Source organism: Chryseobacterium mucoviscidosis (genome assembly GCF_002177115.1).
GTDB lineage: Bacteria > Bacteroidota > Bacteroidia > Flavobacteriales > Weeksellaceae > Chryseobacterium > Chryseobacterium mucoviscidosis.
In genome coordinates this window covers 89883-107899 of the sequence record NZ_MVAG01000113.1, presented here as the reverse complement: position 1 = coordinate 107899, position 18017 = coordinate 89883, and the positions used below count along the sequence as shown (strand labels likewise).

Genomic DNA, 18017 nt, shown 5'->3' with positions numbered 1-18017 from the left:
ATTAATTGTTCATTTGTTATTAAATAATTTTCATTTTTATGGTTATTTTTTTTCATTCTAAATAATTTCTGCTCTAAAAACACAAAAAACGCCTCGGTAGTCGAGGCGTTTTTGCAGTATTTTGATAAAATTTTTACGATTTTACAGTAAATAATTTTCAAAGCAAGCACATTTCGCCTCATAAGATATCATCCATTCATATCCAAACGATCCCTTTAGTACAGGGCGATCGCATAGATTTAAACTGATATGTGCTCTTTGTATTGTCATTATTTTATGGTTGCAAAGATAATTTTTTTTTCTTAAAAGTTTTTTATTTTGTCATTGCGAACTGAAAGTGAAGCAATCTATATTATATCATTTTACTTTGAGATTGCTTCGTCGCCTTGCTCCTCGCAATGACGAATCATCAATTCCTGAATATCTTGTTCCTTCCCGTCTTATACCTGGAAATATCTTTCAAAATCACTTCATCATCCGGATTGAAATACTTCAGTTCATTCACTATTTCTGAGCGGGTTGCTAATTTTTCGGCGATGATTTCATAGGCAATATTTCTTGTTGTCGATTGAAGTTTCGGATCTTTTTTAAATTCATGCTTCATGGCTTCAAGATAAGTAATCTTCTTCTCCGAAGGTGTTTTCTGATAAAGTTCCTGAATCTGCTGATCGAGTTTTTTCACATCAAAAATATTGGCAAAATAATTATTGAGACAATTGAACGCATCACGGTCTTCTTCCCAGCCTTTCAGCAGAATTTTCTGTGCTTCTTCGGGCAATTCCATTTTTTTACGGTAAATTAAAGAACCTTTTACCATCTGACTGTTGTTTACATAATCGTCCACCACCATCTGATAATAGATATTGGCATTTTTGGCATCATTCATTTTCCTGTAGAGATCACCTACTTTTTCTTTCTGCTCGAGTTCTTTGTACAAATCGATTGCTTTTTTATACTGCTTTGCTTTTTCGTAGCAGTTTGCGGCTTCCGATTTATTCTTCAGTTTTTTAAGATAAATTACTGCGGCTTCATTGTATAAACCTCCGTCTTCCAGTGTTTTTGCTCCGCGATAGTAATCTTTCATCAAGTTCATGTATACTTTTGCCGCTCTTTTATAATCTTTTTCGCTGATGTATTTCTGAGCCAGTTCTTCGTATTTATTCCTGATCTTATCGAAAAGGGATGCTTCCAGATAAAAATTTCCCCCTCCGTTTCTGCCTTTTCCCGAAGAGTTGTTTTCTTTTTCCTTTTTTTCCAACTGCATGAGTACCACAAAAATGATGAACGCAACAATGGCAAAAATCACCAAAGTTCCCACCACACTCCAAAAACTCTGATGGAAAAGCTGCGCCAGAATTCCGATTATTTTGATGATGGCGAGAATGAAAAATGCCGCCATAAATTTGTCTGTAAATTTCTGTCTATTCATCCTTATCAGATTTTAAAATGGTTTCATCTTCGCTGAAAAGACGGTAAAGAAGTAATACAATGCCGATAATAAGAATCCATACAAACCAGTTGTACCCGAACATTTCGATCAGCGGATAGAAAATATACGCCAACATGGTAATCAGAATAATCATTAGGAAAATCTTGGTTCCCGCCGGAACATTATCTCCGCCTACATTCAGCGATTTTCTTTTAACGAAGAAAGAATACAGTCCTACCGCTCCTGTCATCGCAACAATCAGCCAGAAAATTTCTGTAAAAGAGGTGCTTTTTTCTTCCGGATTACTTTTTTCAGCGTTCAATGTCGAAATAGCAGGCGGAGACTGTGGAAATTCTTTCGTTCCGTACAGCCTTCCCAATGAATCTTCCACCAAAATGGCTTTCTTTTTCATAATGGTTTTTACAACTCCTTCATCGGCAGGTTTCCCTGAACCTGATTTCTGAATGGAATCTTTAATTTTCTCTCTGATTTTCCCTTCATTCTGAGCTAGATATTTTACAATTTTCTTTCGGTATACTCTTTTTAATGAATCGGTTGCCGCATCTGTTTTGTCATTCAGCTTAAAAATATCATTCTGAATTTTATCAAGCGGTCTTCCACCGTTTTTGAGATATTCCTGATAACTTTTTTCACCCGGTTTGCTCATGCTTAGAGAGGCACTCATATGTTCTTTCATCAGTTCTCTCCGCTTTTTTCCGTACATGGAGTCGATCTTCATATCAATATCGGTAACTCCTGATTTGTACGCCACTACAGGAGCCATCATTGTTTTATCCCGAGTCTGGACTTTACCTGAAGAAATGGATTGAGATTCTTTCGCTCCATCTTTATTAAGATTCATAAAAATCCGGGCTAATCCGATCATTAAAAGGACAACCCAGAATATCCAACGGTAATTTCTACCGGAAGATTTTCCATCCAAATTGTCTTCCTCTTTTTTACCAAAGAGTTTTTCGAGCCATGAATTTTTAAATTTAAAAATCCCGAAACCATCACCTCTCGAAGTTCCCATAATATCCAACGGAACGCCGAGTTCTACTGCTCTGTCGGGATATTTTTCGATATATTCTAAATATTTTTCGATTTCCTTTTTATTTCCCGCCATTACCTTTTTCATGTCAAACGGAAGATTTTTCATCCACTCTTCTTCGGTTTGCGGCTTTTCGAGAGATTCCAGAACTTTTTCATCGTCCATTTCAACGGTAAAACTTTCGATTTTCTGAGGAATCTGTACTCCTTTCGAGGGTTTTCTTACTTTATCTTCCGAGATTTCCGGATTCTGAATAATGGAAATCCAGTCGATTTCTTCATTTAATTTAACCAGACCAAATTCAGGATGCATGATGAGATATTCCGCATCGATATTCTGCCACTCTTCAGGATTTACTTTCGGATAAAAGACCGTATTTTCCGGAATAAAAAATCTATTGTCGACGCATTGAAAGTAAGAATTTCTGCCGATTTCATTGGGAGCCACATTTTTAAATACCAAAAAACATCCGTATAAAATATTCGGTTCTGTGGAAGGAATCGGGAACGACTGAACATCATGTAAATCTATTCCTAATATTTCCATCTCATAAAGCCATACGAGCGGTGAAGAACCTTTGATTAAAAGTCCTTTTTTGGGGTAGTTATTTTTCGGAAAGGGTTTAATTCTAAGTTCCATATTCCCAAATTTGATCTATAAACCGTTCCATATATTCAACATACATTTCTTCCATTGTTCTTACTTTCAACAGTGTATTCTGTGGCAGATAATATTCTGAGCCACCGAATTCCGTGTTGGTTGCCAAAGCCAGATCTCCATATTCTGTGGAAGGAATATAAAATTCGGGGATATTTTTATTGCTGCTTTTAAAAGTCAGTATTCCTCGATTGTCTGTAATAATTTCACTTCCGTCTGAAAAGGTAAATTTGTTTTTATTCTGCTCCGCACAGATTTCCAGCGGATAATGATTTCTGTAAAACGTGATGGAATCTTCATTATACTTATTCAATTCGTTATTTGAAATGACGAGCTTTTTTTCTGTATTAATTCCGATATTGTGGAAATTATTCAGAATTTTTAGTCCACTGTGATTTAGTTTATTTAGTTCTGCATAGACTTTTATACTATTTTTCTCAGCCTGATAAACATCATTTTTACTTTCAATAGATATAGTTCCTTCCAGATTAATTTTGTAAACATTTGGATTTCTTTCCTCCAACAAATAAAAATCTCTGTTAAAATAAACAAGTTTATACCAATGTTGTATATTATGTCCTGTCAAATTCAGCTCAGAATATTCTTTAGTGCTTAAATTTAATTTGGAAATCAGCTTTTTATCGGGTTGATACTGGCATAAAATAAAGTCTCCCTGCTTATTTTTTGCAAACGCAAACTGACCTTTTGGCTTTACAGAAATATCATCAATTAAAACTTCGCACCCATGATGCGTTTTATAAGTGTCATAATAATTCCGGTTGTAATAATTGTCTGAAAGATAGGTTCTCAGCAACTGTTTTTTATTGCTTAAAATAAAAAATTCCCCTTCATAGAGAAAGGTTGCTATTTTGTTGATTGGTGCAGGAAATAAAATCGGATAATTGAAAGGCACATTTGCTTTTTTGCCGTTCCCTGAAAATTTACTTTCCCTTCTCTGTCTTCTTTCCGGCGGGTTTGCCCACAGTTCCTGCAACGGAAGCATAATTTTCTGGATGTGCTTTCTTGTTCCTTTATGATATTTGTAAAAGTTCAGCTCACCGTTTGCAGAAGTCGTCACCAAAAATTTCAGGCGGTCTCTGTTTTCTTGAATGATTTTCTGAAGATTTTGATGGCTTAAGTTTTCCTGATTCGTGATGAAAAAAACTTCCAGATCTTTTTCTTTATGTTCTTCATTAAAAAACTTTTCAAGTGCTCCTGAAACTTCCAGAACCGGACTTACATGATTGAGGTTTTCCACCACTTCATCCACTTTATCCAGAGAAATCGGGATGATATTCTGTCCCAATGCAAAAACTTTGCATTCTGAATGTGCTTTCGGATGTTTGATGACTGCAATTGCCGATGCAAATGCCAAAACTTTCGGCGTTCCCCAGTTTTTCAGGGAAGTATCAATTAAAATAATCCTTTCAAAAATATTTTCTTCGGGCGGAATTTCTCTTTGGATAAACAACGCTTCATTGTTCGCAACACGGTTCATGAAAATATCATCTTCATTCGCAAATTCAGACAAAAGCATTCTGTGAAGTTCGCCTTTATTCGTCATATCCGAGATTCCTCCAATCGGCTGTTCTCCGGGCGAAAGATGACGCATCGGAATTTTCAGACCGCTCCAGATCCTTTTAATCAGACTTCCGACCTGAAACGTTTTCGGCTCTTCAATGAGTTCCTGAATAAAATCTTTATCGGTTTCAACGGTGGTTTCTTCTTCCACCACTTCATCTTCCAATTCCGAAATATCTGTGAAACCTTTCATGGCATTGATGATGGATTCTGTAGTTGGAAATTTATTATTCAAATTAGCTAAAACCCTTACATCTTTGGAAAATTCTCCAACACTAATTTTTATTTTTTTTGCAGAATCGGCAATGCTTTGTGGACGTCTTAAAAATCTATTTATTATATATTCTGATCGACTTACGGAAATTGCATTAAATTCATTTGTAAATATAGTCTGTAAAAGCAGTATTCTATTTCTTCCTTTCTTATAATTTCCTGGTAAAGACTTCAATGTTTCTAAAAATTGAAATGCCGGATTTATCCAATCTCCAACATATTTTTGCATTACCAAGGGATGTTTTTTTATTTCTTTTTTAATTATGTTTAGATCTGTATATCCATCATTTGTAGCATACAGAACCAATAAAAGGGGACTTAAAAGAGGTAACCCTGTAAGACTTAATTCTTTTAAAACATCGATTAAATATGGTCTGTAAACAATTGCTCCGATTTCAGGTATAGAAATAAGGTTATGCTCATTATATCCAGTATCGTCGGGAACATCTTCATCAGTTGTCCACTCCCAAAAATAATTTTCATATGATTGAAAATAATCTTTTATATCCATTCCTGTGATTTTTCAGTCAGTCGGAACGAGCTTACGGATAATTTGCGGAAATCTTCTTTATTTAAGTATAGAACATTTCCGTTTTCGTTCCATAAAAGCCACTGATCGCGACCTGCGTTATATTTTCTCTGTAATAAAGAGCTCATGTTTTTAAATTCAAAATCGTAACCTGTCGGTAAAAGATGACCGTCTTGAGACCAAAATGTTTTTCCCGGAAAACTTAATAAAGGTCTTCCTATAAATAAGGCATTGTCATTAATCACCATCCAATCGATTTTCTCCAGTTTAAATTTCGGCAGCGCAATTATGATTTCCCTGATTTCTTTCATCGAGCATAACAATGCTGTTGCAGGATGCTCTTCTTCGCTCGGTTTCAGTTTAATTTCAATTTTTCCGTCAATTCCGAAAAAATTATTATTGAATGAAGGAAAAGTTAATCGCAAAGCTTTATCAATGGGAGTCCACAGTAAAGCCGTTCTCATTTTTTTGCTGGGAACCAAAGCGTCTTTCCGGAATAAAAGTCCGTCTCTTAATTCGTACAGCAGAAAATTCGGCAACTGTTGAATTTCAGAGGAAACTGCCTGTTCATCGGTAAAACCTTTCAGCCAGACCACATCTTCTTCCAAAGCGATCTGAACATTTTTCCAGTCACGGATCGAGCCCAGAACATCTTCATCTGCGCGCGGAATTTCTGCCCAGAATTCTTTTAAACCGTTTGAAGAATCTTTTGCCATAGATTTTCAATTTCCTGTTGAATGTACTGTTTCTGCTCAGGATTTCGGATCCATTCGCATCGCGTCTGAAGGTATCTCAGTTTATCTTTAATGACATTCTGCTCTTCAAAACTCAAAGATGCCTGATTCCATTTTTCGACTAAGATTTTTACATCTTTCATCACTTCTTCCGGATTCGGGGTTTTGTTTTGCAACGCCTGCGGATGAGATTTCGGATGTTCATCTTTTTCAATCGTTCTGTTGATGATTCCTTCTAAAATTTCGATCTGTTCTTCGGTGTCCCAAATATGTTTCAGCACCCATAAATCTGATAAAATGGCTTCGTTTCTGCCACAAATTAAAGCACTTGCTGCGATAAGGTTCTGCAATTTTACGGCTCTACGGTCGGAGATGGCAATTCCTGTATTTCGGAGACTGATGATCGTGTTTAAATAGACTTCGTAAATGGGTCTTAAATCAACTGTTTTACACAAATTCTGAAGTTCTTTTATTTCGTGGGAAAGAATTTCGGGAGTTTCTGTTTCGGTATTATTTTCCAGTTTTCTTCCTGCTAAAAGCACCTGATGAAGGAGATCAGGATGTACATAATCTACATTAATTCTGATCAGAAAACGGTCGAATAACGCGTTCAATGCTTCGTCTTCGGGAAGAACGTTACTCGCTCCCACGAACATGAGTGCAGGAAGGTGTTTGGTTTCTTTTCCTCTTTTAAAAATCTTTTCATTTAAAGCCATCAAAAGGGAATTCAGAATGGCTGAATTGGCATTGAAAATCTCATCCAGAAAAACCATGGATGCTTCGGGCATCATTCCTTCGGTGTTGGTTAATAATTCTCCTTCTTTTAATTTTCTGATATCAAAAGGACCGAAAATTTCGTTCGGTTCGGTAAAACGGGTTAATAAATATTCGAAGTTTTTTCCGTCTTTCACGGTTTTTGCCAACGTCCTTACAATGGCAGATTTTGCGGTTCCGGGAGGTCCGTACAAAAAGGCGTTTTCTCTTGCCAGAAGACAGATTCCCAATAAATCGACGACATCATTTTTTCCGACAAATGTGTCTTTAACGTGGTTAAGAACGGTGTTTAATTTTTCTATATTTTGAGTCATTTGTTTTTATGTTATAATTTTTCTTGATGGAAATTATTATTTTTTTTGAACTGTTTTTTTAACGCAAAGTCAGCAAAGTTTCTTTTAACTACTAACTGTTTTTAAGTTCGCAAAGGCATTTCATTTAACAAAGCAAGCAAAGGTCTAAATTTATTGTTATTTTTCTTTTTTGACGAAAATTATTGTTTTTTTGAACTGTTTTTTTAACACAAAGTCCACAAAGTTTTTATTTACTTTCTATATATTTTAACCATTAAGATTGATTAAGGGTTTAAGATTAGTTAAGAGAAATAAATTTCTTAAGCTTGCCTTTAATTTGCTTGCGAATTCTTAATTCGTCTTAATTTCTTACCTATTCTTAATTGTTTAATTTTTGCGTGATTTTAGGTTTTGAACGCAAAGACCACAAAGTTTCTTTTAACTATTAACTGTTTTTAAGTTCGCAAAGGTACTTCGACAAGCTCAGCATAAACTTTTCACTTAGCAAAGAAGACAAAGTTTTTATTTACTTTCTATATATTTTAATCATTAAGATTTATTAAGGGTTTAAGATTAGTTAAGAGAAATAAATTTCTTAAGCTTGCCTTTAATTTGCTTGCAAATTCTTAATTCGTCTTAACTTCTTACTTATTCTTAATTGTTTAATTTTTGCGTGATTTTAGGTTTTGAACGCAAAGACCACAAAGTTTCTTTTAACTATTAACTGTTTTTAAGTTCGCAAAGGTACTTCGACAAGCTCAGCATAAACTTTTCACTTAGCAAAGAAGAAAAAGGTTAGTTTTCTGTTGTTTTTAGCTCTTTCCAAAATACATCTTTATGCAGTCCAAATTCAGCAATTAACAACTGATTGAGGTAAGGAATTTCTGCAAGCTGATAGGATTTTTTTTCTACAATTCTTTCCAGATATAATTTTCGGTAAGTTTTGTCTTTTAATTCTTCTTCCCAGTTGGTGTCTTCGAGATCGAGATCAAATCCTACTGCTGAATAGTGAAATTGTTTCAGAATATTTTCCAGCATTTTCACCAATGGATCTTCCGGATCTGAAACCTGTAAAGCAGAAACAATCTGTGGTAAAAACCGGAGTGATAAATCTGCGGACAGAATGCCTGAAACATCTCTTTTCCCTTTGAAAGACGGAATTAGTTTGTTTAAATCTTTAGCCGTATTTTCTCTTATTAAATGAAGCTGCGCACTGTGATAGACAACTTTTGCAGCCCAGACTGCTGTTTCTGTATCGCAGAAAAGTGTATCGGATAAAAATTCAAGCCTTTCTTTTTCAAATTCAGCCTGAAAATAATCTGCAGCATCCTGCTCTTCTTTTTTGGAAATTTCATGAATGTCTGAGAAAATGGTGATGCATTCTTCTTTTCGAAGCAGAAATAAAGTGTCTAAAAAAGCTGATTTTTTTTCCATCATTTAACAAAAATAAAAAATATTCTTTTCGAATTGAAAATTTTGAAGGTAAGTTGATTATAAATCTTTAATTAAAAAACATTGTTCAAGGATTAAGAAATCACAATTTTATATCTTTGCCCTTTCAAATAAAAAATTATGAGTATCCACATCAGTGCAAAAAAAGGAGAAATTGCTAAAGTTGTTTTACAACCCGGAGATCCGCTGCGTGCCAAATACATTGCGGAAAACTTTTTGGAAGATGCTAAACTGGTAAGCCAAACCAGAGGAATTTTATATTACACAGGGTTATATAAAGGGAAAGAAATCTCTGTGGGAGCAAGCGGAATGGGCTTTCCAAGCATCGGAATTTACTCTTTTGAACTTTTTACAGAGTATGATGTAGATACGATCATCAGAATCGGAACCTGCGGTGCGTATACCACAGATCTGAAAGTGTATGATCTTCTGAATGTGGAAAATGCAGCGAGTGAAAGCACCTACGCAAAATTCGCATGGGGAATTGAAGAGGAAAGCATTTCTCATCAGGGAAATATCTTCAATACCATCAACGAAACGGCAAAAGAAATGTCTTTAACGGCAAAAGCGACGAACATCCACAGCAGCGATATTTTTTACAGAAAAGATCCTGCAATTCCAGCAATTGCCACAAAATATAACTGTCCGGCGGTAGAAATGGAAGCTTTCGGATTGTTTGCCAATGCTAAACATTTAGGAAAAAATGCGGCAACCATTCTTACGGTTTCGGATATTATTCCTACCCACGAAAATATTTCAGCAGACCAGAGAGAAAAGGCTTTAAAACCAATGATTGAGCTTGCTTTGGAAGCAGGGATTAAGAGTTTGTAATCATTATCGATCATCCAAAATAAAAAGAGTTTTACATCATCTGTAGAACTCTTTTTTTATATCCTGAAAAAATTCCGGGCAACTTTCGTGGTTTTATCTGCAACTTCTGCTATGTTGATTTTCTTCAGATGGGCAATCGTCTGTGCTACATACGGTAAAAAGGAAGGTTCATTTCTGCGGTTCTGCATTCTCGGCATATTTTTCGGCAGCATAAATGGTGCATCGGTTTCAATCATCATCCGGTCGAGAGGAACGTATTTTATCACTTCTTCCAAATGTTTAAACCTGTTCTGATCGCTGATGGCTCCCGTAAATCCTAAATAAAAGCCTTTATCCACATATATTTTGGCTTCCTGTAAAGTTCCTGTAAAACAATGAACGACGGCTTTTGGAAGTTGAGACAAATATTCATCCGTTATTTCATTAAATCTTTTAAAGGCAGATCTTTCATGAAGAAAAAGCGGTTTATTCACTTCAACCGAAAGTTCAAGCTGGGCGCGATAACATTTTTCCTGAACAGGTCTTGGCGAAAAATCCCTGTCGAAATCCAGTCCGCATTCTCCTACGGAAACAACGTGGTCTTGTTTTAATAATTTTTTTAATGCAGGAATACTTTCGCTGTTGAAAGATTTTGCATCATGAGGATGAATTCCCGCCGTTGAAAACAGAATCTCGGGATAGTCTTCTGCAATTTCCGCAGATTCTTGGCTTCCGCGAACGCTCGTTCCTGTGAGGATCATCTGCTCTACTCCATTGTCGAGTGCGCGGTTGATTATTTCTTCCTGTTCGTCATAAAATTGTTTATTGGTTAAGTTTATACCAATGTCGATTAATGTGTTCATTTCTTTTTGTTTTTATTATTTATTAAAATGTATCTTGTTATATGTGCTCTGCTTATCGAACTTTTAAATGATTTTTCCGTGTAAAAACTTCTGTAATCAGAATCTGTCCTTCCGTTAATTTCTCTTGTTATTTTAACCCAGATTAATTTTCGCCTTTTCTTTCTTTGCTTAAAAAATTTAACGGTCTCATTAAGCTGATTTTCTATCTCCGATTTTTCAGTTCGTCTCCATTTCTTGTTTCCGTATTTTTGTAAATATTGAGGAATTTTACCATATTCTCCTGCCCTGTAAGGACTTTTATTATAAATGTTTCTCATAATATGTAGAAATAATTTTCAGTAAACATTTTATTTAACATGAAATTTTTTTACCACAAAAAATGCAAAAAGATGTAAACACTTTAGTTTTTTAAGTTTAATACTTAACTAGAAAAAAGTGCACATAAGTTAAAAAATCAAAGATTTTTTCTCTTTGCAGACTTTTGAAATACTTTAAATATACTATCATTTCGCTATATGTTCTTTTGCCACTTTTGTGGTTAATTCTGAAGTATAAATCTTTTATTTTAAATCTAAATCTGTTAAAAAACCAGCAAGACAAAAAAAGGAATCAAAAAAAGGAAACAGGCAGAAATTGAACCTGCAACTCATCTTAGAATGATGCGCTTTTCCGTTAAACTACTGCTTCCGTATGAAAATTAAGCGTTTATAATATCTTCAATCATCATTTTTAATTCAGGAAGTGCTTTTGAACTGCTTTCCTGTACCGAAAATAACGTTTTGCTTCCTTTTAAAATATAATCAAAATACGTATCGCTTTCAGGATTGATCAGGACGATCCATTTTGCACGGATTTTTACCGTTTCCACAATATTTACAGGCAAAGCCGTTGATCCCGAAGTTCCGACTACAAATAAAATATCTGTATGGTCTGCAATGTTGTACGCTGTATCGAAATGATAGTATTTTTCATTATAACTTTCATCAAACCATAAAGTGTGAGGACGAAGCCAGTTTCCACACTTTTTACATTTCAGATCGTCGATATCATCTGCCGTTAAATCTTCGGTATACTCTTTAAATTTAACATTTTCAGGGAAATCGAAAGGTTCGCTGCATTCTTTTGAACAGCGGACTTTCTGTTTGCTTCCATGAATTTCGTATACTTTTTGCGTTCCCGATCTTTGGTGAAGTCCGTCAACATTTTGAGTAATTAGCTTAAATCTTTCACCCAAAAGTTTTTCAATTTCGGTGATCGCCAAATGTCCCGGATTAGGTTTTGCTTCGGCAATCATTTTTTTCCAGAACAGATTGTACTGCCATACTTCTTCCTGATTCTGGCTGAAATATTTATACGTCCCGAATTCTTCCGGACGGTGATATTTTGTTCCTTTAATCCAGATTCCGTCGATCGAGCGGTAAGTCGGAAGTCCGCTTTCCGCAGAAATTCCGGCTCCGGTAAGGAAAGTAATGTATCCTTGTTTTTCTTTAAGGATTGTATTTAATATGGTTTGTAATTCTTTCATGATTTTAATTTTAATTTTCTTTTGCCTTGAAGCAAAAGAAACAAAAGTTCAAGACTTGGAATCTTACGCTAAAAATTAATAATGTTCTCTAAAAATTCTAAAACTCGTGCGAATTTGGTATTTGTTTTTTGATTTAATATTTTCCCCGCGCTCAAACAGTAGAATTTTCTTAACGTTCGCATGATTAATTTTCTTAACGCTTCAGCTTCCTATGTCGGCTTAATGAAAAAAAATCTGCGAGAGAAAAAGATTAATCCTAAAATGCTTTTTAAATTTTAAAAAAACAGAAACAGGCAGGATTCGAACCTGCAACCCTCCTGTGCTCGGAGTGCTTTTCCAGATTAAACTACTGTTTCTTATTTCTTAGGTTTCAGCTTCCAAAAGACCGAAATATTCTGAAGCGGTTAAAGCTCTTACAGCACCACGCGGCGGAATTTTTTTATTCAGTTCGCAAATCAGCAGATCTCCCTGTCTTTTTAAACATCTGATGTGCGGGATGATGTTTTCATGAATTCTGAAAGTGGATGCAATTGCCGTTAACGCATTGTCTTTGTACGCTTCTTCAATCCACAGCCAATGTTCTTTTTCCGTAGAGGGACACCAGCATTTTACAGCATAAGAATAACGGTTTGCAGAACCCCAGACGAATATTCCGAGTTTTTCATTTTCAACCTGATGAACTTCATACTGATTGATTTTTTTCGTTATATATTCATTTCCATTATCATCATATCCAAAATAATTAACCTCAATTTCTGCCTGATTGATCTTTTCAGCTTTCAGGTTTTTCATTAAATTCCCGACTCCGAAATAACTGAAACAGAAAAGCTTAAAGTTTCGGTCTTTGTCATTGAAAAATTCATCAAAACCAATTGGCTCTAGCTTATCCCATAATTTTTCAATTCTATTTAAAACATCATTAAAAACCGGAGTATTGTAATGAGTCCACTCTCTTTCAAATTCCCGTGTTTTAAAATTCTGAAAGCTGCTGTGTCTCAGTTTTAAAATAGAAATCAGCTTTTTAAAATAATGACGTTGCAAATTCAAAACAAAAGTAAAATTTGACCTTCCGACAATAAACTGATCTTTTGTAATGCAAAGACTGTCCGTAACTCTAAAATAAATATTTTTTGCCACATTCTCCAGTCCGGTATGCGTTCCGTAAAAATAATGCGTAACCTCCTTCAAAGAAGAAAATTCGGAGCCTGCTAAACTTGCATTATCTAAAATTCCTACATATTCCAGAGATTTAAGCTGAACTTTTGAAGAACCCAATATTCTTCCGTTGACTTTCTTTAAATGATCAAATCTGTTATGAGTATAGGCATGAATGTCTAAATCTCCGCCAATTTCAACAATATTCGGGGCCGAAATCTGATAGGTACAAAATGTACTTTTTATCTTTTCCAGTGCATTTAAGTAACAGGTTCCCGAACCATGATTTTTCAATGCTCCGTTTATTTCTTTCAATACGGGAAAAGAAGCTCCGGATCGATGATTGATCATAATTCCGCCAGAGATTTCCAAAGCAGAAAAGTTAACATACGAACCATTTTCAAGATGAATGGTGCCCGTCATTTCCTGAAGTTCAGGAAAGGAAAGTTTTGCCCGCACAAAGCGAAGATTACCTGTCATTTTTTTCAGCACAGGGAAATCATGGGTACATTCATCGGCTAAAGAATCGGTGATTTCTATTTTAAGCCCTCCATGAACGAATTCCAGATTCGGAAAGGAAATATCTTTACCAAAAATGTTGATTCTTCCACGGATTTCCTGATGCGGTATGATAATATGATCTCCGAAAATATCAATATTAAAGATTCCGTCTTTCGGAAGGTTTTTAACTTCATACTGATGGTTTATCGGGATAACGACTCTTCCCTGTACCAACTTTTTACTTTTTGCATACACGGCAGCGTTTTTCAGTTCAATGCTTCCTCCTATTGCTGCTAAGTTTTTAAAGCTGAAATCAACAATACATTTAAAATTACCTCTTACTTTTTCCAGCCGCTCCAACATTGCAGGGCAATGCATCGTAAAATTTTCTTCTACCATTTTCAGCTCCGGAAAAGAACAGTTAGGAGCATCTATGGAGAGATTCCCTTTTAAAGTCTCAAGATTCGGAAAATTACAGCCTTCCCCTCTCAACACGAGATTTCCTTTAATTTCAGTACAATCAAAGGCTGTGTTTTTAGCATAAATTTCTATGGATGCATTCTCATCAAAAACAGCTTCCGTGAAGTCTTTTACGGAAAATATTTTATATCGTTGTATGGGTTTAGTCGTATGCATTTTCTATCATTTTTGTTATGGGGTTATATTCCTGCTGGATATATTTTACAAAACATTCGCTTTGGATGCGGAGCGTTTTGTGTTCGTTATGCGTGATAAAAGAATCCTCTGAAGTAATGAATGTTTCCGTTACTCCGTTTTTATCATAAATACTGTAATTTTTAGCTTTCAGCATATGCTGGTTGCTTGTTTTTTCAAGACAGTAAGTTTTAAAATCTTTGGTGAATTCTGAGAAGTTTTCAATTGGATCCTGATTATTAACCGGTCTTTTTCTTTCAGTTCTGGTTAATTTTTTTTCTTTTTTTTCAGGCTTTTCCAACGTTTTTTCTACAGATCGGGGAACAGGTTTTGGCAAAGTTTCCAAAATAACTTCTTCTGTTTTATGTACCAAAGGTTTAGATGTTTCAGGAAGCTTTTCAACAACCGGTCTTTCTTTCCACTGCATCGGAACCGGGGTATACACTTCATCAATAATTCCGAAAAAAACTAATACTTTTTTTAACATGGCTTTTATTTTTAAGATAAAGCAAAAGAAGGCCGGGATCGAACCGACAACTTATTCGGTCGGAATATATTTTTCCGGATTAAACTACAACTTTTGTCTTATGTATTCATTGTGAAATGGGCAGGATTCGAACCTGCAGCCTCTGACTTGGAAGGTCAGCGCTCTTCCCTTGAGCTACCATTTCCTTTTTTGGGAGACAAGCAGGACTCGAACCCGCAACTCATTTTAGAAGAATGTATTTTTCCATTTTTATTACTATTGTCTCCATTTTGGGAGCGCAGCAGGACTTGAACCTGAATTTCCGGCACGATAAGCCGGTGTCCTTCCATTTAGACGATGCGCTCTTAGAAACGAGCGGGACTCGAACCCGCAACCCTTAGTGAGGAAGACTAATGCTCTTCCATTGAGCTACCGTTTCTGTTTAGGGAGATAAGCAGGATTTGAACCTGCATCTATTCCGTGCAGGGAATACATTTTTCCGATTAAACTATTATCTCCGTTTTGGAAAGCGTGTGGGACTCGAATCCACGACCTCCGCCGCGACATGGCGGTATTCTTCCTGCTGAACTCACGCTTTCTATATTTTACCATTCATTAATTTTATAATTTTTCAATAAAACTCCGCTGAAATAATTTCCGTTGATCCCTTCTACAATCGGATGCAGAATTCTCGCAGCTCCGTCCACAGAATCCAATGGCGGAATGTATCCCTGCTCAAACTGTTTCTTTCTTAAACTTTCCTTCGCACCTGTGGAAATCCATCCTACATCTACTGCCGTCATATAAATCTGATCTTTTTCAAATTCCTTGGCGGAAGTAAGCGTCATCATATTCAAAGCTGCTTTCGTCATATTGGTATGCGGATGAAACATCGTTTTGTTGTTATAGCTGAAAATACCTTCTGAGGATGTTACATTAACGATGAATTTTTCTTTGAAAGAAGAAGCCTTCATTAAAGGTTTTAATTCTTTGATCAGAAAATACGGCGCAATGTGATTGATTAAATTCACCTCAACCAATTCGTACATCGAAATTTCTTCCAGTGTGGAATTCCAGCTTGTTTTATCACGATTATCCACCGGTTGTCCGAAACGCGTTAAAGCGATATTTGTTTCTTCATTTTCGGCATATTCCAGTTTTCCGACCTCTGCGGAAATGGGTGTTGCGTTCGGAATCAATTTCTGATTGTTTTTAAATTCAACGAGCATTTCGTTTTCACGTCTGATGATCGGAATGTAATACTGATCGGGATATTTAATCGTCTGTGCCGCATTATTGATGAGAATATCAAGCATTTGAAATTTCGACTGATAAAAATCTATAAATTCCTGAATTGCCTTCAGATTTCTGAGATCGAGACCATAGATCCAAAGTCTGTCTTTCCATTCTTCATAATCTGCTTCCTGCTGCAAAGTTTCCAGTGCCAAAGCCGGAAAACGGGTCGTCAAAACCAAATTGGCACCATTTCTCAGGAGCTTTAAAGCGGTTGCGAAACCTACCTTTACACGTCCTCCGGTTAAAATGACATTCCGTCCCGTTAAATCTGCCGAAAGAAAACGTTTTTCATAATTTTCATCCGCACATTTCGGGCATAATCTGGTGTAAAAGGAATGGGCATACTGATAACTCTGGTTACAGCAGTAGCAGTTTTTGGGAATCTGTAATCTGGTGAGTCGGGTATCATTTTTTTCATCATCATAAAAAGCAGAAACTCCCGCCAAAGCTTTTTTCATCAGTACCGATTCTGAATTAATTTCAAGATCGTGCGTTTTCATCTGAGAATAACTTTCCAGACGGTTTTGTTTTTTGGCGTTCTTATGAATTTTTGTGATCAACCCGGAAAAAGTTTGATTATCCGGATTAAGAAATGGCTCATCTTTCAGGGCTTTTAATACCTTGAGACATGATTCCCATTCGTTTTGCGTAAAGTTTTGGTTAGAAAAATCCATTGCTTTTTATTTTACGCTTACAAAATTATCTGCGTAATGCGCAATGTTTTTACGTAGAGATAAAAATTTTTAAATCATTAAGTTTTTTTAAATTCTGATTATCCGCAATATGCTATAACTAAATGTTGTTTGCTGTAATCATTATTTTTTTACCACAACGTACACTAAGGTTTCCACAAAGCTCACAACTATTGTGTTCCCTGTGAAAGCCTTTGTTGTTATTCGTGGTTAAAATTCTAGTATGATAAATAACGGATATTCAATTTTAAATAGATAAGTTCAGTTAAGATTAAATCATTCTGATTTTGTTGTTTGCTGTAATCATTATTTTTTTACCACAACGTACACTAAGGTTATCCACAAAGCTCACAGCTATTGTGTTCCCTGTGAAACCTTTGGTGTTCTTCGTGGTTAAAATTCAAGTATGCTAAATAACGGATATTCAATTCTAAATAGATATGTTCAGTTAAGATTAAATCATTTTGATTTTAAGGTTTATAGTAAAAGACTTAATGACATATTAAATGATTCAAAAACTTATTGTAAAGAATTTTCGTCATTAATAAAAAACTCCAGAAAGCCGATCAAATGTTTTCCGCCGTGGCTCCATCGGATTCCGTGACCTTCTTTTTCCCTGACCTCAAAAACCAGTTCGTGTTTATAATGAAAGAAAACATTCCACCATGTAGTGTGGTCGAGAATGTAATTGATTTTCTCCATCACTTTTTGCTGTTTCTGCTGATTATTTCCTTTTACTTCACCCCAGAAATCGTCATTCAGCCGACCGACGTGTTTTTCCCAAGCTCTCTGCGCAATGGTAATTTCGCTGTTAAAAGGCTTTTCGCAGGCTTCGATCAATACACTTTTTAAAGGCGGAACGGCGTTTTCATCACGAAGACTTGCCGAAGTGAGGCGTTGTCCTAAAATATTCAGCCAATGTTCGAAAGGAATTTCTTCCAATTGTTTTGCTTTGTTTTGATCTGAATTTTCAGATTCTAAAACAGAGATTAATAATTTAAAACTTTCATCACGGTCGATTTTAATTTCTTCATTAAAATACGGCAGATCCCAATCTAAATTTTGATCTTTAAATCTCTTAATATTTTCTTCTAAATTTTCAAGATGTTCTTCGGCTAGAATGGCGTGATATTTTTCTTTCCATTCCACAGAAAATAATGATGTATATTTTTGAAATAATTGCATGGTTTTTATTTTTAAAACACGAATAACGCTAATGTTTTTCACAAATATCACAATAAATTATTTGTGTTTTTTAGTGTTTTTATTTGTGCAATTTGTG

Annotated in this window: 14 protein-coding genes and 8 tRNA genes; 1 reads left to right on the top strand and 21 read right to left on the bottom strand. The window is 35.5% G+C overall.

Features of this window, described 5'->3' with window-relative positions; genetic code table 11:
* Positions 1-409: 409 nt before the first annotated feature.
* The 6 genes from B0E34_RS09275 to B0E34_RS09250 all read right to left on the bottom strand — a co-directional run bounded on the left by B0E34_RS09275 (position 410) and on the right by B0E34_RS09250 (position 8758).
* Positions 410-1429: a tetratricopeptide repeat protein gene (locus B0E34_RS09275; RefSeq protein WP_087708920.1), complete on the bottom strand. Its 1020-nt coding sequence runs from the start codon at positions 1427-1429 to the stop codon at positions 410-412.
* Entirely contained in the window at positions 1422-3119 is a 1698-nt protein-coding gene (locus B0E34_RS09270; RefSeq protein WP_087708918.1) for a bpX3 domain-containing protein, read from the bottom strand. Before B0E34_RS09270 ends, B0E34_RS09275 begins: the two co-directional genes overlap by 8 nt.
* Positions 3109-5502, bottom strand: coding sequence for a hypothetical protein (locus B0E34_RS09265; RefSeq protein WP_087708916.1), 2394 nt, complete (start codon positions 5500-5502; stop codon positions 3109-3111). Before B0E34_RS09265 ends, B0E34_RS09270 begins: the two co-directional genes overlap by 11 nt.
* Positions 5493-6236 carry a hypothetical protein gene (locus tag B0E34_RS09260; protein WP_087708914.1) on the bottom strand — a complete coding sequence of 248 codons (744 nt, stop codon included), beginning with the start codon at positions 6234-6236 and terminating at the stop codon, positions 5493-5495. The genes B0E34_RS09265 and B0E34_RS09260 overlap by 10 nt, the downstream gene beginning before the upstream one ends.
* Positions 6209-7342 (bottom strand): AAA family ATPase, encoded by a 1134-nt coding sequence (locus B0E34_RS09255; protein WP_087708912.1) that lies wholly within the window; start codon positions 7340-7342, stop codon positions 6209-6211. Before B0E34_RS09255 ends, B0E34_RS09260 begins: the two co-directional genes overlap by 28 nt.
* Positions 7343-8116: 774 nt before the next feature.
* Positions 8117-8758 carry a conflict system bpX4 domain-containing protein gene (locus B0E34_RS09250; RefSeq protein WP_503327695.1) on the bottom strand — a complete coding sequence of 214 codons (642 nt, stop codon included), beginning with the start codon at positions 8756-8758 and terminating at the stop codon, positions 8117-8119.
* A 135-nt stretch (positions 8759-8893) separates the two neighbouring features.
* On the opposite strand from B0E34_RS09250, the gene deoD reads away from it, so the two are divergent.
* On the top strand, positions 8894-9604 hold the full coding sequence (gene deoD / locus B0E34_RS09245; RefSeq protein ID WP_087708910.1) for a purine-nucleoside phosphorylase: 711 nt from the start codon (positions 8894-8896) through the stop codon (positions 9602-9604).
* 56 nt (positions 9605-9660) lie between these two features.
* On the opposite strand, the gene B0E34_RS09240 is transcribed toward deoD, so the two are convergent.
* From B0E34_RS09240 to B0E34_RS09180, 15 genes are all read right to left on the bottom strand, one after another.
* Positions 9661-10446, bottom strand: coding sequence for a TatD family hydrolase (locus tag B0E34_RS09240; protein ID WP_087708908.1), 786 nt, complete (start codon positions 10444-10446; stop codon positions 9661-9663).
* Positions 10443-10763: a hypothetical protein gene (locus tag B0E34_RS09235; RefSeq protein WP_087708906.1), complete on the bottom strand. Its 321-nt coding sequence runs from the start codon at positions 10761-10763 to the stop codon at positions 10443-10445. The genes B0E34_RS09240 and B0E34_RS09235 overlap by 4 nt, the downstream gene beginning before the upstream one ends.
* Positions 10764-11064: 301 nt before the next feature.
* Positions 11065-11133 (bottom strand) — tRNA-Arg (locus tag B0E34_RS09230).
* Positions 11134-11143: 10 nt separating this feature from the next.
* Entirely contained in the window at positions 11144-11971 is an 828-nt protein-coding gene (locus B0E34_RS09225) for an SIR2 family NAD-dependent protein deacylase (protein ID WP_087708904.1), read from the bottom strand.
* A 285-nt stretch (positions 11972-12256) separates the two neighbouring features.
* A tRNA-Cys gene (locus B0E34_RS09220) sits at positions 12257-12327 on the bottom strand.
* Positions 12328-12334: 7 nt separating this feature from the next.
* Complete coding sequence (locus B0E34_RS09215; protein WP_087708903.1) at positions 12335-14263, bottom strand: hypothetical protein; 1929 nt, start codon at positions 14261-14263, stop codon at positions 12335-12337.
* Entirely contained in the window at positions 14250-14768 is a 519-nt protein-coding gene (locus tag B0E34_RS09210) for a hypothetical protein (protein WP_087708901.1), read from the bottom strand. The genes B0E34_RS09215 and B0E34_RS09210 overlap by 14 nt, the downstream gene beginning before the upstream one ends.
* Positions 14769-14880: 112 nt before the next feature.
* Positions 14881-14952: transfer RNA gene (locus B0E34_RS09205), tRNA-Gly, on the bottom strand.
* Positions 14953-14960: 8 nt separating this feature from the next.
* Positions 14961-15033 (bottom strand) — tRNA-Arg (locus B0E34_RS21305).
* Positions 15034-15040: 7 nt separating this feature from the next.
* Positions 15041-15112 (bottom strand) — tRNA-Asp (locus B0E34_RS09200).
* A gap of 2 nt (positions 15113-15114) precedes the next feature.
* Positions 15115-15186: transfer RNA gene (locus tag B0E34_RS09195), tRNA-Gly, on the bottom strand.
* 7 nt (positions 15187-15193) lie between these two features.
* A tRNA-Ala gene (locus B0E34_RS21300) sits at positions 15194-15265 on the bottom strand.
* A gap of 9 nt (positions 15266-15274) precedes the next feature.
* Positions 15275-15345 (bottom strand) — tRNA-Asp (locus B0E34_RS09190).
* A 7-nt stretch (positions 15346-15352) separates the two neighbouring features.
* Positions 15353-16717, bottom strand: coding sequence for an SDR family NAD(P)-dependent oxidoreductase (locus B0E34_RS09185; RefSeq protein ID WP_087708900.1), 1365 nt, complete (start codon positions 16715-16717; stop codon positions 15353-15355).
* A gap of 537 nt (positions 16718-17254) precedes the next feature.
* Positions 17255-17920: a tRNase toxin domain-containing protein gene (locus B0E34_RS09180; RefSeq protein ID WP_087708898.1), complete on the bottom strand. Its 666-nt coding sequence runs from the start codon at positions 17918-17920 to the stop codon at positions 17255-17257.
* Positions 17921-18017: the final 97 nt, after the last annotated feature.